Annotated in this window: 22 protein-coding genes; 8 read left to right on the forward strand and 14 right to left on the reverse strand. The window is 67.4% G+C overall.

Features of this window, described 5'->3' with window-relative positions; genetic code table 11:
- Positions 1-632: 632 nt before the first annotated feature.
- From OG963_RS30640 to OG963_RS30655, 4 genes are all read right to left on the reverse strand, one after another.
- A complete protein-coding gene (locus OG963_RS30640) occupies positions 633-1,640 on the reverse strand; it encodes a hypothetical protein (protein ID WP_371799684.1) in 1,008 nt (335 codons plus the stop codon).
- A complete protein-coding gene (locus OG963_RS30645) occupies positions 1,637-2,176 on the reverse strand; it encodes a hypothetical protein (protein ID WP_371799685.1) in 540 nt (179 codons plus the stop codon). The genes OG963_RS30640 and OG963_RS30645 overlap by 4 nt, the downstream gene beginning before the upstream one ends.
- A 168-nt stretch (positions 2,177-2,344) precedes the next feature.
- Entirely contained in the window at positions 2,345-2,932 is a 588-nt protein-coding gene (locus tag OG963_RS30650; RefSeq protein ID WP_371799686.1) for a flavoprotein, read from the reverse strand.
- A 170-nt stretch (positions 2,933-3,102) separates the two neighbouring features.
- On the reverse strand, positions 3,103-3,372 hold the full coding sequence (locus tag OG963_RS30655; RefSeq protein WP_327421824.1) for a barstar family protein: 270 nt from the start codon (positions 3,370-3,372) through the stop codon (positions 3,103-3,105).
- A gap of 551 nt (positions 3,373-3,923) precedes the next feature.
- On the opposite strand from OG963_RS30655, the gene OG963_RS30660 reads away from it, so the two are divergent.
- A complete protein-coding gene (locus OG963_RS30660) occupies positions 3,924-5,018 on the forward strand; it encodes a PP2C family protein-serine/threonine phosphatase (RefSeq protein ID WP_319736329.1) in 1,095 nt (364 codons plus the stop codon).
- Here OG963_RS30660 and OG963_RS30665 read toward each other — a convergent pair.
- The 4 genes from OG963_RS30665 to OG963_RS30680 form a co-directional block, all read right to left on the reverse strand.
- A complete protein-coding gene (locus OG963_RS30665; protein ID WP_371800329.1) occupies positions 5,015-5,308 on the reverse strand; it encodes a tyrosine-type recombinase/integrase in 294 nt (97 codons plus the stop codon). The genes OG963_RS30660 and OG963_RS30665 overlap by 4 nt on opposite strands.
- Complete coding sequence (locus tag OG963_RS30670) at positions 5,251-5,691, reverse strand: VOC family protein (protein WP_327423491.1); 441 nt, start codon at positions 5,689-5,691, stop codon at positions 5,251-5,253. Before OG963_RS30670 ends, OG963_RS30665 begins: the two co-directional genes overlap by 58 nt.
- Positions 5,692-6,486: 795 nt before the next feature.
- On the reverse strand, positions 6,487-7,704 hold the full coding sequence (locus OG963_RS30675) for a WD40 repeat domain-containing protein (protein WP_371799687.1): 1,218 nt from the start codon (positions 7,702-7,704) through the stop codon (positions 6,487-6,489).
- Positions 7,701-8,270: a SigE family RNA polymerase sigma factor gene (locus tag OG963_RS30680; protein ID WP_093774586.1), complete on the reverse strand. Its 570-nt coding sequence runs from the start codon at positions 8,268-8,270 to the stop codon at positions 7,701-7,703. Before OG963_RS30680 ends, OG963_RS30675 begins: the two co-directional genes overlap by 4 nt.
- 760 nt (positions 8,271-9,030) lie before the next feature.
- Here OG963_RS30680 and OG963_RS30685 point away from each other — a divergent pair.
- Positions 9,031-9,219: a hypothetical protein gene (locus OG963_RS30685; protein WP_030925972.1), complete on the forward strand. Its 189-nt coding sequence runs from the start codon at positions 9,031-9,033 to the stop codon at positions 9,217-9,219.
- A gap of 391 nt (positions 9,220-9,610) precedes the next feature.
- Complete coding sequence (locus tag OG963_RS30690; protein WP_327423494.1) at positions 9,611-10,156, forward strand: hypothetical protein; 546 nt, start codon at positions 9,611-9,613, stop codon at positions 10,154-10,156.
- A gap of 1,019 nt (positions 10,157-11,175) precedes the next feature.
- Here OG963_RS30690 and OG963_RS30695 read toward each other — a convergent pair.
- Positions 11,176-12,126 (reverse strand): GlxA family transcriptional regulator, encoded by a 951-nt coding sequence (locus OG963_RS30695; protein WP_218133093.1) that lies wholly within the window; start codon positions 12,124-12,126, stop codon positions 11,176-11,178.
- Positions 12,127-12,284: 158 nt separating this feature from the next.
- Here OG963_RS30695 and OG963_RS30700 point away from each other — a divergent pair, with 158 nt between their 5' ends.
- Together OG963_RS30700 and OG963_RS30705 are read left to right on the forward strand one after the other, a co-directional pair.
- A complete protein-coding gene (locus tag OG963_RS30700) occupies positions 12,285-12,923 on the forward strand; it encodes an HD domain-containing protein (protein WP_371799688.1) in 639 nt (212 codons plus the stop codon).
- A gap of 137 nt (positions 12,924-13,060) precedes the next feature.
- Complete coding sequence (locus OG963_RS30705) at positions 13,061-13,984, forward strand: NADP-dependent oxidoreductase (protein WP_371799689.1); 924 nt, start codon at positions 13,061-13,063, stop codon at positions 13,982-13,984.
- Positions 13,985-14,030: 46 nt separating this feature from the next.
- Here OG963_RS30705 and OG963_RS30710 read toward each other — a convergent pair whose 3' ends face one another.
- Both OG963_RS30710 and OG963_RS30715 read right to left on the reverse strand, forming a co-directional pair.
- The gene (locus OG963_RS30710) at positions 14,031-15,020 is read right to left on the reverse strand and encodes a YhjD/YihY/BrkB family envelope integrity protein (RefSeq protein WP_256223463.1); all 990 of its coding nucleotides are present in this window, start codon (positions 15,018-15,020) and stop codon (positions 14,031-14,033) included.
- An 89-nt stretch (positions 15,021-15,109) separates the two neighbouring features.
- Positions 15,110-15,655 carry a GNAT family N-acetyltransferase gene (locus OG963_RS30715; RefSeq protein WP_093774592.1) on the reverse strand — a complete coding sequence of 182 codons (546 nt, stop codon included), beginning with the start codon at positions 15,653-15,655 and terminating at the stop codon, positions 15,110-15,112.
- A 551-nt stretch (positions 15,656-16,206) separates the two neighbouring features.
- Here OG963_RS30715 and OG963_RS30720 point away from each other — a divergent pair.
- From OG963_RS30720 to OG963_RS30730, 3 genes are all read left to right on the forward strand, one after another.
- The gene (locus OG963_RS30720) at positions 16,207-16,647 is read left to right on the forward strand and encodes a hypothetical protein (protein ID WP_030925986.1); all 441 of its coding nucleotides are present in this window, start codon (positions 16,207-16,209) and stop codon (positions 16,645-16,647) included.
- Between the two features lie 29 nt (positions 16,648-16,676).
- Positions 16,677-18,023, forward strand: coding sequence for a DUF1254 domain-containing protein (locus tag OG963_RS30725; protein WP_093774594.1), 1,347 nt, complete (start codon positions 16,677-16,679; stop codon positions 18,021-18,023).
- 61 nt (positions 18,024-18,084) lie between these two features.
- Positions 18,085-18,312, forward strand: coding sequence for a DUF2277 domain-containing protein (locus OG963_RS30730; RefSeq protein ID WP_030925989.1), 228 nt, complete (start codon positions 18,085-18,087; stop codon positions 18,310-18,312).
- Here the strand turns inward: OG963_RS30730 and OG963_RS30735 are convergent.
- From OG963_RS30735 to OG963_RS30745, 3 genes are all read right to left on the reverse strand, one after another.
- Entirely contained in the window at positions 18,299-18,979 is a 681-nt protein-coding gene (locus OG963_RS30735; protein WP_256328136.1) for a DedA family protein, read from the reverse strand. The two genes, OG963_RS30730 and OG963_RS30735, sit on opposite strands and share 14 nt — an antisense overlap.
- 211 nt (positions 18,980-19,190) lie before the next feature.
- Complete coding sequence (locus OG963_RS30740) at positions 19,191-19,649, reverse strand: DoxX family protein (RefSeq protein ID WP_030925991.1); 459 nt, start codon at positions 19,647-19,649, stop codon at positions 19,191-19,193.
- Between the two features lie 113 nt (positions 19,650-19,762).
- Complete coding sequence (locus OG963_RS30745) at positions 19,763-21,460, reverse strand: alkaline phosphatase D family protein (protein WP_371799690.1); 1,698 nt, start codon at positions 21,458-21,460, stop codon at positions 19,763-19,765.
- Positions 21,461-21,475 lie beyond the last annotated feature (15 nt).

The following is a 21,475-nucleotide window of genomic DNA, read 5'->3' on the forward strand; positions in this document are numbered from 1 at the left end:
AGGTCTTCACCTGGGAGGAGGGCACCCGTATCGACTTCCAGAACCTTGGTGGCAGGGTCGTCGTCGAGGCAAGCGTCACAGGGCTCAGAACGCTGGCCGGCCATCTACTCTCACTCGCTGCCTAAAGCGATGTTGTCGGAGCCCCTTCCCCCAGCTGTGCCCCAGGGGTGTCCAGCAATGGAGAAGCTGCAGGTGAGAGGGAGCCCCCTGTAAAGCTGCTGCCGCTAGCTAGGCCCGGACCGGCGCGCCGCTCGCGCGCGGACGTGAGGCATCAATGCCGTGCGGGACGGCTGTGGGGGCAACAGGCTTGGGCGGGCAGGAAATTGTAGCTCAGAGGCGGTGGCCTGCACGGTCTGTAAAACCGTCATATGCCAGAGGCCGTGGCCCCCGAGCGTGGTCCAGGCAAGCCTGCTTCTCGATTCCCGGTCTGTCTCATGCGGTGACAGTTGGAGCAGATCAGTGCGAGGTCCGCCAGCTTGGTGGTGCCTTCGCCGGCCTGCCTACGGGGCAGGTATGGCAATGGACTGGCCCTCATGCGGCCCCTTCGCGCACACGGGGGTGCCTACGAGACCTGCGCATTGTGCTGGGCGATGCCGACCGTGTGCCGGGAAACCTGGCACGAGCCATGAGGGCTAACCGTTAGAGGTGCCCGATCTCCTGTCTTGCAGGTCGATCAGTACATAGCTGCGTTGCTCGCGTCCGCCAGGAGAACGTGCGATGAGGACATGTACATCAGCCTCTACTTCCTTCTCCGTATGCGCTGCGAGAATTCCTGTCACATCGTCCTTAGCGGTTCGGACGACAATGAGCCCCTTGCCTTCGAGCTCGAGCTCGATGAATCCGCGCAACTTGCTGCCACCAACGAGCAATCCGATTAGTCGTTCGCTGGCGTCCTCAATTTTCGCGTCTTGCAGTGTCCTCCGGCAGCGAGCGGCGCTGGCTGAAGTAAAGGTCGACGTTCTGTGGGTAGTGCTCTTGGACTCCCAGGTCAGCGTAACATCGGTACCAGTTGACGCCAGAATGTGAGAAAGGTCGGATAGCTGCTTAATCGCACGTCGGCCTAGTGGTAGCACGGCGTCTAGGATGGCCTCTTCTGCGTCAGATTCCTTGCTGGCGCGATCGGTGACGTCGAAAATGCGATTGATAGCCTTATCTAGCAGTGCTTCTGTCCCACTTCCGGGGAGTTCGGCCTGTCCTAGATCTGGAGCGCCTTGTAGAACCATTCCGTAAGACGAAGCGAATACTGGGCCGGAGAATAGCCGTGTGGCGCGCTTAATTTCTCCTGGTACGGGTCCCGCTTCTCGCCTCTGGCGTAGATCGTCGAGGGCGTAGGCGACTGATTGAACAGCTGTCTGCAATGTGTGTAGCCAGTCGCCAAGCACAGAGGCTTCGGCATGATGATTGCGCACTGTTTTTCCATCCAGTGCGAATTTTAGAACGGGTCGATCCCTCTCTTGTGTCGCGTCAAGGGAATCGGAATCACCTTGCAGTGTGCGTGCAAGTTTTTTGAGCTGATTCGACCGAAACTCTGCCAGGGTGCGAGGTGCTGGCTTATGGGGCGTTTCAGTTCGGCGTGCTGCCATCCATGCGCGCAAAGCTGCTTTGTCTGCGATGTCAGGGAACTGGTGCTTTGCGGTCATAGTGTCACCTCCACGTACCCTCGACGCTGCTCGCGAGAGTCGCGACACCGCTGCCAGATCTCGTCGTACAGCCCGAGTGATTGGAAGACGTCAGCGTCTCCCGGTGCCATCGCGCCAGTGATGCCCAGGTCCTCAAACGCCACTGTGGCTGGCAGGGGCAGGAAGTAGGCGTCGATCCGCATCTCGTGCTTCACACACCACTCCCGGTCCGTGAGGTTGGCAAGGTTGGCGAGGTCATCTGCTTCCGTGACTGCCCCGAAGGCGTCAGCGCCAATCAGATAAGTAAGGTCTACGTCGCTGGGGTCTAGTTTGCCGCTTACGAAGCTTCCTGCCAGCCAGATACGTCTCACCTCGCCAAACAGGCATTCAGCCTGCGCGCGATGAAACTGCAGCTCATCCCACAAGTCGGAGCGGGTCCCGGACTGCAGAAACTCCGGTGCCCGCACCAAGCGGCTCTCGACTTCGTCCCAGGTCAGGGGATAGCGACCAGGCGGCGGACAGAGGGTGTCCGGATCGAATGGCGGTATCGGAGGCATGCAGCTCCAGAGGCGTTCGGAGTGACGCCAGCACTCTATGTGACGAACGGATGTGCATGCAGTGCCTCCGTTCAGATGGACGCGCCCTAGTACCTTCTGTCTTCACCGGCTTCGACTGCTCATGACCGGCAGGCCCTGGCAAGCGCTCGCCGTACCTGCACGGCATGATCACACCGCAAACCGGCGCGAAGCACCGGTCGCTACCTTCTGGATGGACTCCATGATCGTGGTCCAGGGCAGCTCTCGAACTTCTGGGCCCTCGCGAGGTTCGTACAGTGGCCAGACGTCAGGACCGTAGACAAGATCAACGTCCGCCTTCCGCAGCGCATCGATGTGCCCCTGCCATGCCGGATGCCTTGCGTGAGCTGCGTTGACCCGGGGGAACACCACGACGGGGACGCCGGTCGTGCCGAGCGCCTCGCTCACCTGCGTCAGGGCTTGGTTGTCGGCGATGCCCGTCGCGAGCTTGGCGATGAAGTTCGCACTCGCGGGGGCGACGACATAGCAGTCGGCGACCGGGTGGGCGCGGGGCTCAGTCGGCAGACGAGGTGTGTCCCGCACCGGTAGGCCGGTCAGTGCCTCCAGTCGGTCCAGCTCGCCGTTCGCCCTCAGCCATCGGCCGGCATTCGGCGTCAGGGTCACGGCTACCTGCCAGCCGAGGGCGACGGCTGGCTCGACCAGTCCGGCGCGCAGGATCTCGATTCCATCGGCTGCCGCGCCTACGACTGCCAGCACTCCGCGACTGCCCACGCTCACCGTTCCACCGTCCCGTATCCGTCGGTCCCAGGGCCAGCAGTACAGCAGAGAAGTACAGCAACCACACCGACTACCAGCAACCGTGGCTGATCCCTACAGCCCGTGTTGCCAGGCCGGCAGACCTCAGTGACCGTCGTGCCGATAGTTCGCATCGAGGGGCTTACGGTGCTCTACGCGTATTCGGCGAGGAACTGCGGCCGGTACTGCTGCTGATACCGGTCTAGTGCCTGTCGGAGCATGGTGGCTCCGTGCGGGACACGGGTGCTGAGCTGGTTCCAGCCTTCGAAGCGTAGATGGTCTGGGATCTGGACCAAGCCGGTGATCGCATCCCAGAAGGCGGCCCAGTTGAGACCGTAAAAACCAGGGAAGCGGAGTGCCTGCGCAAGTACTGCATGCAATTCGCGCTCGTCGGTCGCAGTACCGACGTCGATGGTGAGCATGTTTGCGATCCTTGCAGGTGTCAGCAGAGGCGTGCGTGCCAGATCCGTGCCAGATAGAGCGGTCAGTCACGGACAACGGGAGCGAATGACAGTGCGGTCGCATGGCTGCCGGGCAGCACAGCCATACGTGTGGTGACCAGCAGCGACGCCGCGATGGTCGGTGCCGCGCTTACAAAGCAGATGTCGGCGGTTCGAAACCGTCCGCGCCCACCAGTGCAAAGGCCCCCAACCGATCATGGTTGGGGGCCTTTGACATCTACTTTTGACATCAACGGGTGCGGTCGCTCACGGTCGGGACGCCACCGCGTGGTCGCTTTGCTGCACGCTGGACGACGGTGTGTGACATGCCGCTGGTGGCGTAATGGGGCCTTGCACTCTCTGGCCAGGTCACCCTGTATTGCGTCGGTCACGGGTGCAGCTCGTCGGTGCTGTCGTGAGAGTGGATCTTTGAGCGGATCCGGCGAGAGGAACCGGAGATGACTGAAAGGTCTGCGGGGCTGGCCGGACTGCTCGCTGCGGCAGAGGGCCGGATGCCTGTCGAGTCGGCTGAGGTGATCGCGTTCGAGCTGGCGAGGCGTCTGGAGGCCCGGTGCGTCTCCTTTTTGATCACTGACTTCACCGGCAACGCCGTTGTACGCCTGAGCAACGCCGACGCAGGTGAGGAGCGGGAGCGCATCAAGTTGCCCGGCACCGTCTACGGGCAGGTACTTCGCGAACAGCGGGTGTCCGTCCGCCGAGGCGGGCTCCCCGACGGGCAGTTCCAGATCGTTGCCCCGGTGACCAACCGGGGGGATGCCATCGGGCTTCTTGAAGTCCTCCTCCCACATGCCCCCGAACCTGCAACTGTGCAGACGATCGTCGAATCGGCCCATGCCCTGGCCTACATCCTCATCGCCAACCGCCGCTTCACCGACCTGTACCAGTGGGGCCGCCGAACCCTCCCCATGAACCTGGCCGCTGAGATCCAGAACACTCTCCTTCCCGACAGCCTCACTTGTGAAGCACCGCAGTTCACGGTCTCCGGGGAGCTGATCCCGACCGAAGAGATCGCCGGTGACACCTTCGATCACTCCCTCGACCGCCGCACGTTGCATGTGTCCATCACCGACGCCATGGGCCACGATGTCCATGCCGCTCTCATCGCCACTCTGCTTGTTGGCGCGCTGCGCAGCGCGCGGCGCGGAGGAGCAGACCTGGCCGACCAGGCCCATCAGGCTCATCAGGCCTTGCTCGACCACGGCCTGCATGGCCCCTTGGTCACCGGCCAGCTCTTGCGCATCGATCTGCAGACGGGAAGCGTCGGCTTCGTCAATGCTGGTCACCCCTGGCCCTGGCTTCTGCGCGAGGGACGTCTCGAGCGAATCGTTCCCGAGATCGATCCGCCCTTCGGTGCCCCTTTGTCGCACCCGCACCGCGTCCAGTCGCTCCAACTGCGATCAGGTGACCGCCTCATCCTGGTTACCGATGGCATGCTCGAGCGCAACGCCGCAGCCGAGGACCTTCCGGCTCTGATTGAGGGCACCCGCGACCTGCACCCTCGCGAGGCCGTTCACACGCTTACCCAGGCCGTCCTGTGTGCCCAGCAAGGTGTCCTGCATGACGACGCCACCGTGGTCTGCCTGGACTGGCAAGGCTCCCGGGACTAGGAGTGCCTCGGTTGGGGCGGTCGCTCACGGCCGGGGCGCCGCTTGAGCATGCGGTCCAGGTGACCCACGGCCTCGCGCTGTGTGTCCTGGACGACGTGGGCGTAGATGTTCATCGTGACGGCGATCTGGCTGTGCCCGAGGATGTCCATCACGACGCGGGGGGCGACGCCGGCGGCGGTGAGCAAGGTCGCGCAGCCGTGCCGGGCATCGTGCATGGTTCGGTTCCTCCTTCTCAGCGCAGTTGCTCGGCCAGTCCGACGATGATGCCCTCCGGGCCGCGGATGTAGCAGAGCAGATAGCTGTCCTCGAACCGGGCGATCTCGCCGACGAGTTCGGCGCCGTGAGGGCGCAGGCGGGCAACCGTGTCCTCGATGTCGTCGACGGCGAACATGACGCGGTGCGTGCCCAGAATGTTGTGAGGCCGGTTGCGCGGCCCGGCGCTGATCACCGCGGGGCTGCGGTACTTCGCCAGCTCGAGCCGGCTGTGACCGTCCGGGGTCCGGACCATCGCGATGTCACAGTGGACGCCGTCGAGTCCGGTGCACCGGTCGGCGAAGAGACCCTCGACCTCCGCCCTGCCCTCCAGCTCCATACCGAGTTCCACGAAGAACGCGATGGCGGCATCCATGTCCTCGACGACGATGCCGACGTTGTCCATCCGCTGAATCGCCATGCCGGTCTCTCCTTCTTTCTCGTGCGGCCGGTGGTGGCCGCCGATGCCCCTGGGACGGAGCCGGTGGCACGTTCTCGACATCCCCGGACCGCCGAACTCCGAAAAATTTGGATCGCGCCTCAGGTGAGATTCATCCGGATGTACCAGTCCACCGCCAGCACGATGAGAACGGCTCCCACGAAGGCCCACACCGTGGTTGCTGCACTGCGCGAGGTAGTGCCCGTTCCGGCGGGACGCAGCAGGGACTCACGCGGATCGGTCCTGCCCAGGTCAGGGACGTCGCAGGTCAGCCGTCGCCCGCACACGGCGTCTTCCGAACGGGTGCACCGGTCGCCAGTGGGGCTACGCCTGAAGTGCGCTCGTATCCGGTGGGGGCAAGCGCCTGCCAGGATCAGGCTGTGATCGAGCCTTCGATTACCGTGAGATTGAGTAGAGCCCTCGACTGGGCAGTGCTGCCCCTGTCCGCCCTCCTACTTTGGATCGGCATCAGGGACCACCGCGCCGGCGGGTCCGTGGGTTGGCCGATTGGCGGAGCACTCTACGTTCGCCTTTCGTAGGGTCGCGATATGCCCGTCCCCTGCTGGGTGCCGTACGTGTGCTGGATCGGGCCCCCGAGAACACCACGGGGGACAGCAGCAGCTCTGAAGCGGGCCATCGCAGGTTCGAGTCCGCCGGGGGCGCTGCTCGGGTCGCTCGGGCTGCCCGCGTGCCCGATCCAGCGCACCGCTGTGGCCCGCCGGTCGGGAGGTGGCCGACGGGATGTTGGCGACGTACGAGCGGCTGGTGGCCGCCTGATCAGCGTTCGGCGAAGAGCGGCGTCCAGCGCCCGGTCGCACCGTCGTTTCCCTTACGGAAACCGCTCAGCGGTACGACCTTGTCGCTGCCGATCGTGACGAGCACGAGCCGGTTGTGGAACTCGTTAGAGCCCGGTGCGATGTCCCAGGCGATGAGCCGCTTGTCGTCGACCCAGGCGAGCAGCTGCTGCCCGTTCACCTTGGTGACCCGCTCGCCGGTGTTGGGGTCGAGGAGCTCGGATGCGGACTTCTTGTTGTTGCCTGCGTAGCCGCCCGCGACGAGCTTGCCGTCCGGGGACAGCCCCGCGTCGTCGAACCAGTGCACGTACTCCTCGTTCGCGGGCTTGGAGACCTCGTTGCCCTCGAAGTCGTAGTACTGCATCTGGGGATCCGTCGTGAGTCCGGAGTAGACCAGCTTGCCGTCGTGGCTGAAGGCGAAGTCCTGGCGGACGTTGAGGTCGTCGCTGTTGTACGTGACCTCGTTCCAGGAGCCTTTGCCGGAGTCCACGTCGAGGACGTAGAAGCCGGTCCGGTTCGACTGACCGTACTGCGGCATCCAGTCGTTCTTCTTGCCGTCGCCGTCGCTGTCGTAGTCCGCCTTGTACCGCAGGTCGGGGTTCTTGCTGTACGTCGTCGCGACGAGCTTGCTGCCATCGGGCGAGAACTCGACGCCCGCGACGCCGCGGTCGACCGGGATCCAGCGCTCGACCTCGCCGGTGAGCAGGTTGAGCAGGCCGATCCGTTTGGCGGGCAGGTCCTTTTCCAGGACGGCGGCGGTCCGCATGCCCGGAGCGACGTCGATGAAGGACCATTTGGTCGCCTTCGCGTACTTGCCCGTCTTCTGGTCGAGAAGAAGGTAGTTGCGGACGGCGACGGCGCGGTCGTCCGTCTGCTTGACGTTGCTCCAGGTGTAGTAGGCGGCCAGCGCGACGTCCCCCGCCGCGATCAGGTCGCGCGGCGGTGTCTGGTCCGGGTGGGCGACGATGTCGCTCGGGTTCATCTCGCTCGCGAGGTGCGCGTCGTTCTTGCCGGAGCCCAGGAGCGGGACCGCCACGGCGACGGCGACCACGGCGGCGGCGGCCGCGGCGGCGGACGCGAGCGCACGGGTCCGACGACGCCGTCGGACCGTCAGCACCCGCTCGGCGAAGCCCGGCCCCAGTGCCGGCTGTTCGGCGGCCTGTTCGCGCAGCGAGGCGCGCACCAGCTCGTCGGCGTTCACGGACGTACCTCCACAGGCGAGAAGTCACGGGACGGCTGCTGTTCGGCGTCCGCGGGGCCGAGCGCGGCCAGTTCGGGGGCAAGGCGCCGCAGCCGGGCGAGAGACCGGTGCGTGGTGGACCGCACCGTGCCGACCGAGCAGCCGAGGAGACGGGCGACGTCGGCCTCGGGCAGGTCCTCGAAGTAGCGCAGGACGAGGACGGTGCGCTGACGGGCGGTGAGCCGGGCCAGTGCGGCGCGCATGACGATGCGCAGGTCGGCCGCGCCAGGGCCGTCGTCAGCGCCGTGGTGCGCGGCGGGGTTCTCCAGCGGCTCGGGGACGCTCAGTTCGCGCCGCGGCCACTTCAGCCGCCAGCGATTCACCTGCTGCCGGTAAAGGATCTGCCGTACGTACGCCTCGGGCTCGTCGATGCGGTGCCAGCGGCCCGCGGCCTTGATCAGTGCGTTCTGCAGCAGGTCCTCGGCCGCGTGCCGGTCGCCGCCGTTGAGCAGGACGGCGGTCTTCAGCAGCGCGGTCGACCTGTTCTCCACGAACTCCCGGAAGTTTTCATGGCCCTCGGCATCCATCGTCACCTTCTCTTGTTGTTCTGGGATCTTCCTCGGCGGGCTTGCTGTCCCTGATGACGTCTGCGGCGGGCCCCCGCTATGCCTGTGTGCACGCAAAAAATATGCGGTGGGCAGGTCAACGCGCCCCACGTGCGACACGCCCGCCCGGACAACACACCGACGAGCCGTGTGAAGTACAGCAACCGTGCCGGTCAGCAACAGCCGTCCGTGATCCTCGCAGCTCTCGACCAGCCCAGCAGACCTCCGCGACCCTCCCGCCCGTAGTTCGCATCGATGGGCAGCCCGGCGGCCGGCCGTCTCGTGAGTCCCTGGGTGGTGGCGCCGCGCGTGCCGGTGCCGGAACCGTGCCGGATCGAGCGATCGGTCACGGTCGATGGGGGTGTGGGGCAGTACAGACAAGTGACGGCAAGTTTGGCGCTGTTGTGCGGCTGTGGACGGACCCGCCAAGCCCGTCCAGCGGTCGGCGCCAGGCTTGCAGACCAGATGTCGGCGGTTCGAAACCGTCCGCGCCCACCAGCCGGAACGCCCACGCGGTGAGCCGCTGCGAGGGAGTTGACGGTGGAAGTTGACGGCAGTCCCTGAGGCGTACCGGGTGGCGGTGGGCTGGGTGAGTAGAGATCGTCCCTACGGGCTCAGGGCTCCTTGCTCCGCTGGTCGCGCGCTCCCCGGCTCACTGCCGGGCCCTGCGCTCCCTGCCGAGAGGAATCGGGCAGGTACATGTACCGTGCCGGCAAGAAGGGCAGCACAGGGGGAGCGCGGCGTGAGTCGGAGACGGTACGTGGCCAGAGGGGTCCCGGGTGGGTACCGCATCTGGGACAACAAGGGGCGCCGGTGGTGGGGCGACCACTACGAACTCTGCCCTGATGATCTCCTCGCCGAACTGAACGGCACGGCCGACTACGGGAAGATCACGGCTCTCCTCAAGCGCTACAGGGCCCTGAAGCGCTGAGTCGTGCCCGCTGCATGCCCGGCAAAGCGGCATCCCAGGGGGAGACAAGGGAAGCTTACGGGGAATCAGCCAGGACCGAGCAGGTCAGCCCTCTTCCAGGTCAATGGCGCGTCACGTAAGGGGTCTTCCGAACTGTCGCCACGTGCTGTCCGTCAGACACCGTGGTTCCCCGTCATATCACTTTGGGGCGAACCGCTCGCGTGCCACAGCTGTGCCACATCGTGCGGTCAACCACGGTCAATCCTGACCATCCAGGCGCATGAGCCCTCATCAAGAGATCGATGAGGGCTCATGACCGATCGAGGATCACGATCGACTACGGGCGCAGGAAGCCAGCGGAGTGTCCACACGGCTCCTGCTCCATCACTGGTTGGTGGCGGGGAGGCCTGTGGTGGTGGTCGGGGTTTCCGTGGTCGTGGTCGGCGTGCCCGTTGTGGTGGTGGGCGTACCGGTGGTCGTGGTCGGGGTGCCCGTGGTGGTGGTCGGGGTGCCCGTGGTGGTGGTCGGGGTGCCCGTGGTGGTGGTCGGGGTGCCCGTGGTGGTGGTCGGGGTGCCCGTGGTGGTGGTCGGGGTGCCCGTCGTAGTGGTCGGGGTGCCCGTGGTCGTGGTGGGCGTGCCCGTTGTGGTGGTGGGCGTGCCCGTTGTGGTGGTGGGCGTGCCCGTGGTGGTGGTGGGCGTGCCCGTGGTGGTGGTGGGCGTACCGGTGGTCGTGGTGGGCGTGCCCGTTGTGGTGGTGGGCGTGCCCGTGGTCGTGGTGGGCGTGCCCGTCGTCGTGGTCGGGGTGCCTGTCGTGGTGGTCGGCGTGCCCGTCGTCGTGGTCGGGGTGCCTGTGGTCGTGGTCGGCGTGCCCGTCGTCGTGGTGGGCGTGCCCGTCGTCGTGACGGGGGCATTGATGACGCTGGAATTCTGGATCTGGGTCATGTTGGTGGTTGTCTGATTGACGACCTGGGTTATCAGCGTCTGCGGCAACCCAAGGCTCCTCGCCGTGCTTTGTGCCACTGCTATGCCTTGTGCCTTCGCAGCTTGCGGGGAGGCGCCTCTACGTATCGCCGCTTGTGCCGCATTCGTCCCGGCGGCTGTGGCGGCGGCTGTAGCTGTCTTGCTCGCTGCCGCTGTCGTTGCCGCTGCCGCGCCGGTGCAGGCCGTGGAACCTACGGAGAAGTTGCCCGTTCCCGTAACGGAGGTCGGTCCGATGCGGCCGTCGGAGGAAGAGCGCACCATCGTCCCGGTAGGCGAGAGTGCGAACGTCCCATTGGGGGCGAAGTTCTCTCCGGTCAGGCTACTTGCTACCACCCGACAATTCTGGTTCGGGGCAGCGGAAGCGGGCTCGACGGTGATCGCGGCCATCCCTCCGACAAGCGCAACTGTCGCGGCGGCACTCAGGGCGATCTTTCCTCTCATGGTCTTCTCCTTTTCGACACTGTGCTTGCGATCCCAGTCGCGTGCCGACGTGAGCGGCGGGCCGTATCCACCGCGGCTCCGGCGTGACGCTGACGTAGGGGGTGGGACCGGCAGAAGCAACTCCGTGTACTCCAGGTTGAACCCCCCGCCCTAACACCTTGCGCGTTCTCCTCGTGGATGTCGCGCGGAAGGATCTTCCGGATTCAACCAGTCATGGCTCAGGAGTTGCCTCCGGCGGCCACTCACCGGGCACCACCCAGTCGCGCGACGGGAAACAGGTGAAGTGGAGTCGAGGGATGGGAAATGTACGCGAAGGCGTTGCGGGAGCTGGTCGGTGCCGTACGAGATGATGGTTGTCAACGTGCAGCACCCCTACGCGAATCGTCCCCGTCGAGCCAGACGTGGCCGGGGCTTCTGAAGCCCCGGCGCGCCACTGGTGGGACAATTCAGTTCACTCCGGCCTCTGGGCCGGTGAAACATGAAGAAGACAGCCTTGCGGGGCGTCGGGCCGATCCACCCGCACTCCCGGGCGTGCTCCAGGGACTTCGCCTGCTGCTACGCCGTGTCGGCGCGGTGCGCTGTGCTGAAGCGGCGCTGAAAGGCGGCGGGGCTGATCGACATTTTCCTCACGAAAACTCTCCGCATGCTCTCGTAACTCGGGAATCCGGCAAGGGATGCCACCTGCGTCGCGGTGTGCCCCTGGTCGAGCAAAGCTTTTGCCATGTCGAACCGGATCATCTCCACGTACCGGGCCGGCGTGGTGGACAGTTCGTCGTGAAAGAGTCGAGTGAGATGCCGAGAGCTCACATTTATGTGCTTGGCGAGCTCGCCGAGTGAGTGATTTCCCGCGGGATCAGCCGTCACCAGGTCGGTGATCCTGCGGATGACCGGAGATCGGGGTGGCGGTCCTTGCAGCGGGGCGGAGAACTGTGACTGGCCGCCGGAACGCTGCAGATAGACCACCAGGGCGCGGGCGACATCGCGGGTCAGATCAGGGCCGTGATCCTCCTCGACGAGCGCCAGCGCCAGGTCGATGCCGGCGGTCACACCCGCCGAGGTGTATGTGGTGCCGTCGCGAACGAATATCGCATCAGGTTCGACGTGGCTGGCCCGGCACCGGGTGGCGAGTTCCTGCGCGACTTTCCAGTGCGTGGTCGCACGCTTGCCGTCGAGGAGGCCGGCGGCGCCGAGGACGAATGCTCCGGTGCAGATGGACGCGACCCGGTCGGCCCGGAGCGCCAGGGTGCGCGTGGCCTCGACCAGGTCACGGGCGACAGGGCTGCGCGGGTAGAGGTCCGCGCCGGCCACCAGGAAGGTGTCGGGAGCAAGCTGCGACGCGGCGGCGTCGACCGCTATCCGGATCCCGATGGACGAGGTGACGTCGGTGCCGGTCGGTGACGCCAGCACGATCCGGTAGTCGGCACCGAACCGGTTCGCCTCGGCGAACACCTCCGCGGGACCGGCGACGTCCAGCAGCGTGACCCCGTCATAGACGAGGATCACCACCCGATGCGTGGCGGAGCCCGCGCCCCCGTTCCGAGCCTGTCCGGATTCAGGTGACTCATGGCGGGACCGAGGTGGCGCCGAGGGCCCGGTGGTCGGCAGTGTGGAAGACGGACTCACCGTTCATTCGTAACACACCGATACCGGAAAGCGCAGAGGTCATGACTGAGATCATCGCAGGGGTGGAGATTCCTGAGACAGAGGCGGTGAATGAGGCCACCGGCCTCATTCAGAAGATGACCAGACCCCTCATCTACCATCACTCCCGGCGCGTTTTCGTCTTCGGCGTCATTCATGCCCGCAGGCTCGGTTTGCAGCCCGATCCGGAGCTGCTCTACCTGTCCGCCATGTTCCACGACACCGGTCTCTTGACGCCCTTTTCCGATGTGGAACAGCGCTTCGAGGTCGATGGAGCCGATCATGCACGCAAGTTCATGACCGACCGAGGTTTCCCGACCGCCGCGGCCGATGTGGTCTGGACGGCCATCGCGCTGCACACGACGCCGGGAATTCCCGGCCGGATGGGTCCGGAGATCGCCATCACGAATTTGGGCGTTCTGACCGACGTGCTCGGCGCAGGTCTGGACGAGCTGGATCGCTCCCAGGTGGAAGAGATCACCGCCGTCCATCCGCGGGGTGATTTCAAGAACGAATTCCTGCAGGCCTGCGTCGACGGACTGGAGCACCGTCCGGAAACCACGAACGGAACCGTGAATGCGGACGTGCTGGAGCATTTTGTACCGGGTTTCCGTCGCACGACAACGGTCGAGCGCATCATCGGCGCGCCCTGGCCGAGCTGAACCGAGAGTTATGAAAGACAAGGTGGTGAGACACGCAAGTCGTCCTCGCCTCGGCCGTAGTCCCGGACGAGGCGCCGGCTTCACCGTGCTGGTCTCCGCCGGCGTGGGTGAAGAATTTCTTCCAGAAGGGACCCATCATGCAAGCCATCGCCGTTCGAGACCGTGACTCGGGTGTCGGTGGGCTCTCCCTCATGGACTTGCCCTACCCCCACGCCGCTGAGAACGATGTCGTCGTGCGGGTGCATGCCGCGGGGTTCACCCCTGGAGAGCTCGACTGGCCGGGTACCTGGTCCGACCGCGCCGGCCGCGACCGAACGCCTAGCGTGCCCGGGCACGAACTCTCCGGCGTTGTCGCCGAACTGGGCTACGGAACAACGGGCTTGACCGTCGGCCAGCGGGTGTTCGGACTGGCCGACTGGGCCCGGAACGGATCACTGGCCGAGTACACCGCGGTGGAGGCCCGCAATCTCGCTCCGCTGCCGACGGACGTCGGTCACACGGTGGCCGCCGCGCTGCCGATCTCCGGGCTGACCGCATGGCAGGGCCTGTTCGACCACGGCCGCCTCACGACAGGCCAGACGGTCCTCATCCACGGTGCCGCCGGCGGTGTCGGGTCGATCGCCGTGCAGCTCGCACGCGAGGCGGGCGCCCGAGTGATCGGCACGGGGCGGGCCGCCGGCAGGGACACGGCACTCGGTCTCGGCGCGGACACCTTCGTGGACCTGCAGAACGACCGGCTCGAGGACATCGGCGAGGTCGACCTCGTATTCGATGTGCTGGGCGGCGACATCCTCGAACGCTCGACCGCCCTGGTACGCGCCGGTGGGACCCTCGTCACCATCGCCGTGCCGCCCGAAATCCAGCCCGAGAACGGCAGGGCCGTCTTCTTCGTCGTCGAGCCCGACCGGGTCCGCCTCGCGGACGTCGTCCAGCGTGTCCGGGACGGACGGCTCAAGCCGGTCGTCGGGGATGTGCGGCCACTGTCCGAAGCGCCCGCAGCGTTCACCCGAGGCGGCCGCCGCACACCGGGCAGGACGATCATCCAGGTGGCGGAGAGCTGAATGCGATCGGTCCTTCACCGCGTCGTGTGGTGGCCGGCCGTGCCCATCAATGGTTCGAGCCCTTGGTCCGATGGTTCGAGCCCTTGATCCGATGATGAGAGACCTGTTCCCGCGCCGTACGCCACCGTGACCGAGTCTGCTCGACCACGCTGTCCCACTGCCGGCGGACCTCATGGTCGGAAGGGCGGTCGCCTTGGCGGATCCGGCTGAGCTCGTCCCGTACTTCTCGTCCCAGTGCCGCCGATGCAACCAGGACGAGCATGGCTGCGAAGAGGGCGGAGATCATCGCGAAGACAGCACCTACCACCCCGTAGCGTGCTGCGGACGAGTTGAAGAGATGCGGCATGTAGATGGTCGCGCCCACTGAATAGGCCGCAGTCAGGACGGCACCGGTGATGCCGAAGGGAAGCAGGTCCCGCCAGCTGATCCGTCTCGCCGACAGGATCCGGCCGCTCCAGACGAGGAAGGCAGCGGTCACCAGTACGCCACACACGGTGGCGGTCGCCAGACCCAGCGCGCCCCCGCTGTGGAGCCCGGAGAGCAGCGTGGTGATCACCACGTAGCCTCCGAGGGTGAGGATCCACCACAAGCCGTTGCGTGTGTTGCGCACACTGAGGGGCTTGAGTTCCCATGCTTGTTCGAAGAGTCGCTGTGCGGCGCGCGCGAAACTCAGCACCGAGATCGTCAGAAACAAGACGCCGAAGATGCCCACGCTTGCGCTGGTCGCCTCGGCAGGGGAGAACAGCGACCTGACTGCTGTGGCGCCTGCTCCGGTGAGGTGGTAGCGCTTGATGATCCGCTCTGCGGCGTCGAGGTGCACAAAGTTGCCCAGGACGGCGCCGAGGAGGACGGAGAGCGGGACCAGTGCCGTCAAGGCGCTGGACGCCAGGGCCATCGAGCGGTCGAAACCCACGATCTTCTGAAACCGGTTGATGACCCGCAATGCGAAGGCCGGCCGCAGCCAGAACGTCAGCGTCCTGACGATGCGCTCTCGATTGATCCCCGTCGTCCTGCCCTCCGTGAAGATCGGGACCATTGTGGCGACGCGAGCCTAACGGTCGGACGCCTGACCGATGAGCGGCGACACGAGAAGCGAATGCCTCTGCGGGCGGAGCGGAGCTGCGGTCAGAGCGGAGCAAGGATCATCAGGACCTCGTCACGGGTGTCGTCGGGCGCGAGTCGGAGGGCTGCGGGCCAGCGGCCGATCTCTCGCCATCCGAGCCGTCCGTAGAAGTCCTCCAGCCCCTCGCCTCCCCGGGCTGCGAGGCGCAGCTGTTCCAGGCCCAGCTCATCGCGGGCGATCTTCCGGAGCTCGTGGACGAGGGTGGATCCGATGCCGCGTCCGCGGAAGGCGGGGCGGGTCTGCAGATGGTGGACCGTGCCCCAGTGCCCGACGAGGTGGTAAGGATCGCGGTCGAGGACGACCCATCCGGCGAGGAGGCCGTCGGCCCGGGCGACAAGGAGTCTGCTCCGGTGCGGGTCGAGACGGCTGAGGAGCTGGTCCACGACAGGCGTGACGTCGTCCTCGCCCACAGGCGGGAACGGGAATCCCGCGGCGCCGCCGGCGTTGGTGACCGTGATCCAGCAGTCGATCAACTCCCGCCGGAGTGCAGGGGCGACATCGCGCGGGTCCGTCATCTGTACCAGGTCGAGGGCGCTGTCGTGCGGCATGAGGAGGAGGATGCCAGAGGGGTCCGACATCCCTCGCCGCGGTCAGGATCTCGTGGTGCGTCCGCCGACTTCGGCCGATGCGGCCTCCGTGGTCGTCGTGTGCGTCGTGACGCTGTCGGTGGCGGGACGCCGCAGTCGGAGCTACACGTGATGGCGTGATCTTCCTGGTGCCCCATGGTGGTGTCTCGCCTTCTCTCCGGGGCTGGGGGCCCACGTCCGAGCGCATCCGGAGCAGTACCAGTGCCACAGGTACGGGGCGGCCGGTGTCGTGCGACTGGTGTCGCGCCAGAGTGCCCGGTGATCCAGGCAGTGGGGGCAGTTCGGTGACTGGTGCACCACGGCGTCCTCCTGCGTCGATTGGAGGTCAGCGTGGTACGGCGGCCGGTGGTTCGATGTGCTGACCCGCACTTCCCACCCGTACGGGGGATCCGGGCCGGCAGTCGGGGCCGCGGTGCCGTCACCCGAACGGATGCGTATAGGTGGTCGCACGGGAACGTGCCGCGCAGGGTCGGTTCTGTCCGGCTTCATTCCGTTCCGGCCCAGGAGTTTCCATGGCACAGACAGCGCCCACGCCCGGCACGTCCGCCCGTCCTTCCGGCCCGGGGGACGGCAGCAATCCCTGGGCGGCCGGTGGGGTCATGTTCGCCGGTGTCCTGCTGATGGTGGACGGCGTCCTGGGGGTGATCAAGGGCATTGCCGGCATCGCGTCCGACGACGTCTACGCACGCATCAGGAACTACACGTTCAAGTTCGACGTGACGGGCTGGGGGTGGATCCATCTCGTTCTCGGCGTGATTCTCATCGTGATCGGTCTGGGCATCCTCAAAGGCGCCGGGTGGGCTCGGGTGCTGGGTATCGTGATCGCGGCGCTCAACATGATCGCCAACTTCATGTGGCTGCCGTACGTGCCGATCTGGGCGATCATCTCCATCGCCATCGACACGTTCGTCATCTGGGCCCTGTGCACGGACCGTTCCAAGGCGCTCGTCTGAGTGCTGGTCGTGACGGAGGGCGTGCACTCATGACTGCTGCATCCGATCCGTCGGAAGAGCTCGTCGCTCTTGCCGCCGAGGCGTACGTCTACGGGTATCCGCTGGTCTTCGACCTCTCGACGGCCGAGGACTTCACGCAGGTGGGTGTCGGCCCGCTGGCGCCCACCCCGTTCAATCACTTCGCGCACCCGGGCCGATCGGCGGACCCCGGCACCCACCGGGCCTCCGTCGGTGACGACACGCTCCGCTCGGTCGCCCAGCTCGACCTCTCCGGCGGGCCGGTCCGGCTGCATGTCCCCGACACCGACGGTGCGTACTACGTGCTGCAGTTCGTGGACACCTGGACCAACAACTTCGCGTACGTCGGCAGCCGCGCCACCGGTACGGATGAGGGCGACTGGCTCGTCGTGCCGCCGGGCTGGGCGGGCAGTGAGCCCGGTGGGATGCGTGGGGTGATCGACGCGCCGACCTCCGTGGTCTCCGTGATCGGCCGCATCGCGTGTGACGGCCCCGACGACGTGGAGCGCGTCCGTGAGCTGCAGAAACAGCTCACGCTCACGCATCTCGAACCCGGGACGCACCGTACGGGGCTGCCCGCACCCGACACCGACGTACCGCAGCAGCTGCGCTTCTTCGAGCAGCTCAGGGTGTGGATGGCCGACTTCCCGCCGGCTGCCGCCGACTGCGCGTACCAGGACAGGTTCCAGCCGCTGGGGCTGCTGGAGGAGGGGCCTTCGCCGTACGTCTCCGCCGACCCCGTCCTCGTACGCGCACTCGCCGAGGGGATGGAGCGCGGCAGGGCACGCGTGGCGGAGGCGGCGCGGCCGGATGCGGCGGGCGGTGGGCGGTGGGTGATGGATCCGCACCTCTTCGACTACAACCTGGACCGCTTCGGAGTGGGGACGATCGACTCGCCGGAGTGGAAGATGGCCGACCGGGAGGCGTCCTACCTGGTCAGGGCGGTGGCGGCAGGCATCGCGCCGTGGGGGGCGCATGGCTACGAGGCCGTGGCCGCACACACCTCCGACGACGCCGACGGCCATCGGCTGAACGGTGCCCACTCCTATGTGCTGCGCTTCGAGCAGCCGCCGCCGGTCGAGGCGTTCTGGTCCTTGACCATGTACGACGCCCCGGACGGACGCCTCGCCGAGAGCCCGGCGGGCCGGCACGCGATCGGCGACCGTACGCCCGGGCTGGTGCGCGCGGACGACGGGTCGCTGACCGTTCACCTGGGGGAGGAGCGTCCTGCGGACCTCGCGGCGGCGAACTGGCTGCCCGCGCCCGAGGGGGACTTCCGGCTCGTGCTCAGGCTCTACGCGCCGGGGCGCGCGGTGTTCGACGGCAGTTACGAGATCCCTGCGGTCGAGCGGAACTGAAGCCGGTCCGGGGGCGCCCGGTTGCCGGGGCGATGTCAGTGGGTCGGTTCACACTGGAGGCATGTGCCGCAGCATCAAGACCCTTCGCCCGCCCGCCATCCCCGAAGAGGCCACCGAGGAGGACATCCGGGCCGCCGCCCTGCAGTTCGTACGCAAGGTGTCCGGCTTCCGGGCTCCGGCCGCGCACAATCAGGAGGTGTTCGACCGGGCCGTCGACGAGATCGCCGAAGCGACCGCCCGACTGCTGGACCGTCTTGAGGTGCGAGGGGCGCCCGTCAGGACGCCTTAGGCGCCGAAGCCGCGGCGGTGGCCGGCGCGTGGCTGGCGGCCGCCTCCGCGGGGCGGCGCATCAGGTACGCGGCCAGCGCGCCGGCCATGAACAGGGCGAGCACCGAGACCGCCGTGCCCAGCCATGTTGCGCCGAGCCACTGGCCGCCGAAGTAGCCGAGGCCCACGCTGTAGCCCGCCCACGCCACGCCGGCCAGGGCCGACCAGGGCAGGAATTCCTTCACCTTGCGGTGCGCCGCGCCCGCGCCCAGGGAGACGACCGAGCGGCCCGCCGGGGCGAAGCGGGCGATGACGACGAGGATGCCGCCGCCGCGGCTCAGGGCCGCGCCGAGACGTTCCTGCGCGGTGGTGAGGCGGCGGGAGCGGGCGATGGCGCGGTCCAGCCGGTCGCCGCCGCGCCAGGCCAGGCGGTACGCGACGAGGTCGCCGAGCACCGAGGCGGTGGCCGCGCTCAGGATCAGCGCGAGGAGCGACGGAACCTGGGGGACCTCTCCGGCGGAGCCGGCCGCGCCTGCGACCGAGGTCGTGCCGGCGGCGGCCGCCGTGGCCGCCGTGATCACCAGGACCCCGCTGGGCAGCACGGGCAGGAAGACGTCCAGGAGCACCGAGAGGGCGACCACCGCATAGATCCATGGGCTGCCGGTCAGCGCACCCATACTCTCGAGCACCTTGCGTACTCCCCGTTCGTTCCAACGCCGCGACGTCGCAGGGGAGCGGCAGGGGCGGCAGGGCCAGCTGTACAGCGTACGCCTGCCGTTTACCTGCACATCACTACGCGCGGGGGATGTTGTGCACCTCACGTGTCACATGCGAAGCGCCTGCCTCACAGGCCTCGGGGGCCGGTGGGGCAGGCGCGGCAACACGGGACTCGCCGGAGGCTCAGGCCGCGACCGCCGGTGCCTGCTCGCGGGCGCGGTCCTCGCCGGGCCCCGCGTCACTCCGCCGTGCGAACAGCCGGTCCAGGGCCAGGGAGCCGGGGCCGGTGAAGACCAGCAGCAGGAACACCCAGCAGAAGACCGCGGACGGCTCGCCACCGTTCTGCAGCGGGAAGAGCGCCTCGGGCTGGTGGACCTTGAAGTACGCGTACGCCATGGAGCCGGAGGCGACGAAGGCGGCGATACGGGTGCCGAGGCCCAGGACGATCAGGGCGCCGCCGACGAGCTGGATGAGCGCCGCGTACCAGCCCGGCCAGGTGCCGGTGGGTATGGAGCCGCCGCCCATGGCGCCGCCGAGGATGCCGAAGAGCGAGGCGGCGCCGTGGCAGGCGAAGAGCAGGCCGACGACGATCCGGAACAGGGCGAGGGCGTGGGGTTGTGCACGGTTCAGACGTGCGTACATGGGGGGAGGGCTCCTTCGGTCGGTGGGGGACGGGAACCGATTGAGCGCCTCAGGTCAGGGTGACCTCACTAGTGCTTGCAAGTTCAACATTTTGCCGACTGGCTGAAAGTTGCCTACTCGCCGGGGGCCAGCGTCTGCTCCAGCACCGTCTCCAACTGTGCACCCGCGGCCTTCTCTCTGGCCTGAACCAATGTCAGCGCAGCATTCCGGCCATGCAGCGTCAGCGTCATCAGCTGATTGCCGAACCACGGTCCGCCGGTCTTCCGCCACCGGATCGGTGCCGGGCCCGTCCGGCCGTGCCGCGCCAGCAGCCGGCCGAGCCGCCGCCCTGCCCGGCTCCAGCCGAAACGGAACCCCGTTCTGAGCAGCGCGGGGACCGAGTTGTGCACGGGAGAGCAGGTCAGCTGCAGGATGCGCGCCCCGGGGCCGGGGCCCGGTGCGTCGGCGGGCCACGTGGGCTCCGCGATGTACGCATGGTGCACATCGCCTGACAGCACACAAACCGTCGCCGGGGCGTCCGGGCCGCTTCCCGCCTCCCTGATCAGCTCCGTCAGCCGGCGGAAGGAGTCGGGGAAGGCCGCCCAATGCTCCAGGTCGGAGCGGCGCCGCAGATTCTCGCCGAACCGTGCCCATCGCCCGTCGGGCCCGCCGCGCTCGCCCCGGCACAGCGCGGCGTCCCACTCCTCCGCGTCATGGATGAGCGGGGGCAGCAGCCACGGCAGCGAGGTGCCGATCAGGAGGTGGTCGTACGAACCGGGGTCGGCGAGGGCTTCCTCGCGTACCCAGTGCGCCTCTTTGTCGTCGAGCATCGACCTGCGCTCCTCGTCGAGTACGCGGGCCGCCCGGGTGTCCACCATGAGCAGTCGTACTCGGCCGAAGACGCGGCGGTAGCTCCAGCGGGTGCGTGTGGGGTCGGCGTCCGCCTCGGCGGCGAAACGGCGCAGCACCTCGGTGCCGTCCGGATCGGCGCGTACGGCCGCGTAGACCGGATCGGCGGCCAGGTCGGCGGGGGAGAGGTTGCCGAGGTGCTGATAGACCCAGTACGAGGCCAGTCCGCTGACGATCCGCTCGTGCCACCAGGGGGTCGAACGTACGGAGGCCAGCCATGCGGCGCTGGTGTTCCAGTCGTCCACCACGTCGTGGTCGTCGAAGATCATGCAGCTGGGGACGGTGGAGAGCAGCCAGCGCACCTCGGGGTCGCGCCAGGACTCGTCGTAGAGGTGGGTGTACTCCTCGTAGTCCGCGACCTCGGCGCCGGGCGGCTCCGCGAGGTCCCGGCGCGCGGCGAGGCGGGTGCGGGTCGCCTTCGACGTCTCGTCCGCGTACACCTGGTCGCCGAGGAGGAGCAGTACGTCAGGGCGTGCGGCGCCGGGGTCGGCGGCGAGCCGGGCGGCAAGCGTGTCGAGCGCGTCGGGGCCGGCGGCGTCGCGCTCGCCGATGGGGGGAGCGGCCCAGCGGCAGGAGCCGAAGGCGATCCGGACGGGCGTCGGCTCCGCGTTCCCGTCCGCCGCGGGGGATATCGGGGGTGTGGTGATCGTGCTCGCGGGGAAGCCGGAGTCCTCGAGCGGCCAGACCCTACGGCCGCCGAGCAGCACCTCGTACGCCGTGGTCGAACCCGGTGTCAGGCCCGTCACCACCACCAGCGCGTAGTGGTGACCCGCGATCGCGAACGTCCGGGAGGAGCCCGACGCGCCGTCCGCGCACCGGACTTCGGCCGTGGTCGGCCGGTCGGCCTCGACCCAGACGGTCGCGGTGGAACCCGTCTCCCAGTCGACGTACCGCAGTAGTGGTCCCAGGCGCAGTCCGGCCATGAGGTGTCCTCCTCG

This window comes from Streptomyces sp. NBC_01707 (genome assembly GCF_041438805.1).
In the GTDB taxonomy this organism is placed as follows: domain Bacteria; phylum Actinomycetota; class Actinomycetes; order Streptomycetales; family Streptomycetaceae; genus Streptomyces.

Coding starts and splice junctions, on each gene's coding strand:
- OG963_RS30670 (WP_327423491.1), bottom strand. CDS start 5,691: ATGGCGATTCAGCGGATGGACAACGTCGGCATCGTCGTCGAGGACATG.
- OG963_RS30715 (WP_093774592.1), bottom strand. CDS start 15,655: ATGCCGCACGACAGCGCCCTCGACCTGGTACAGATGACGGACCCGCGC.
- OG963_RS30745 (WP_371799690.1), bottom strand. CDS start 21,460: ATGGCCGGACTGCGCCTGGGACCACTACTGCGGTACGTCGACTGGGAG.
- OG963_RS30720 (WP_030925986.1), top strand. CDS start 16,207: ATGGCACAGACAGCGCCCACGCCCGGCACGTCCGCCCGTCCTTCCGGC.
- OG963_RS30725 (WP_093774594.1), top strand. CDS start 16,677: ATGACTGCTGCATCCGATCCGTCGGAAGAGCTCGTCGCTCTTGCCGCC.
- OG963_RS30705 (WP_371799689.1), top strand. CDS start 13,061: ATGCAAGCCATCGCCGTTCGAGACCGTGACTCGGGTGTCGGTGGGCTC.
- OG963_RS30645 (WP_371799685.1), bottom strand. CDS start 2,176: ATGCCTCCGATACCGCCATTCGATCCGGACACCCTCTGTCCGCCGCCT.
- OG963_RS30655 (WP_327421824.1), bottom strand. CDS start 3,372: ATGCTCACCATCGACGTCGGTACTGCGACCGACGAGCGCGAATTGCAT.
- OG963_RS30700 (WP_371799688.1), top strand. CDS start 12,285: ATGACTGAGATCATCGCAGGGGTGGAGATTCCTGAGACAGAGGCGGTG.
- OG963_RS30710 (WP_256223463.1), bottom strand. CDS start 15,020: ATGGTCCCGATCTTCACGGAGGGCAGGACGACGGGGATCAATCGAGAG.
- OG963_RS30640 (WP_371799684.1), bottom strand. CDS start 1,640: ATGACCGCAAAGCACCAGTTCCCTGACATCGCAGACAAAGCAGCTTTG.
- OG963_RS30730 (WP_030925989.1), top strand. CDS start 18,085: ATGTGCCGCAGCATCAAGACCCTTCGCCCGCCCGCCATCCCCGAAGAG.
- OG963_RS30680 (WP_093774586.1), bottom strand. CDS start 8,270: ATGGATGCCGAGGGCCATGAAAACTTCCGGGAGTTCGTGGAGAACAGG.
- OG963_RS30740 (WP_030925991.1), bottom strand. CDS start 19,649: ATGTACGCACGTCTGAACCGTGCACAACCCCACGCCCTCGCCCTGTTC.